Genomic DNA, 250 nt, shown 5'->3' with positions numbered 1-250 from the left:
GGCTGGACGGCGGCCTCGACCACCTCGGCTACGTCGGGTACGTCGACCACCTCGGGCACCGCGGCCTCCTCGGCCGCCTTCGCCACCCGGGCAGCCGCGCCCCGCGCCGCCGGGCGCGGGGTCAGCCCCGCCCGCCGTGCGCCCGGCTCCTCGCTCCCCGCCGCGGCCCGGGCTGCCGCCGCCATCGCTGCCGCGTCCGCGAACCGGTCCCCGGGCCGCTTGGCCAGTGCCTTCGCCACCACCTCCCGCA

The 250-nt window shown here is 81.6% G+C and carries 1 pseudogene; it reads right to left on the bottom strand.

Annotated features, from left to right (window positions below):
* Nucleotides 1-250: pseudogene (locus C7C46_RS35670) on the bottom strand (hypothetical protein); the annotation flags it as partial.

The sequence above is a fragment of the Streptomyces tateyamensis genome (assembly GCF_003205575.1).
Taxonomy (GTDB): Bacteria; Actinomycetota; Actinomycetes; order Streptomycetales; family Streptomycetaceae; genus Kitasatospora; species Kitasatospora tateyamensis.
This window is presented reverse-complemented; position numbering and strand designations above follow the sequence as displayed.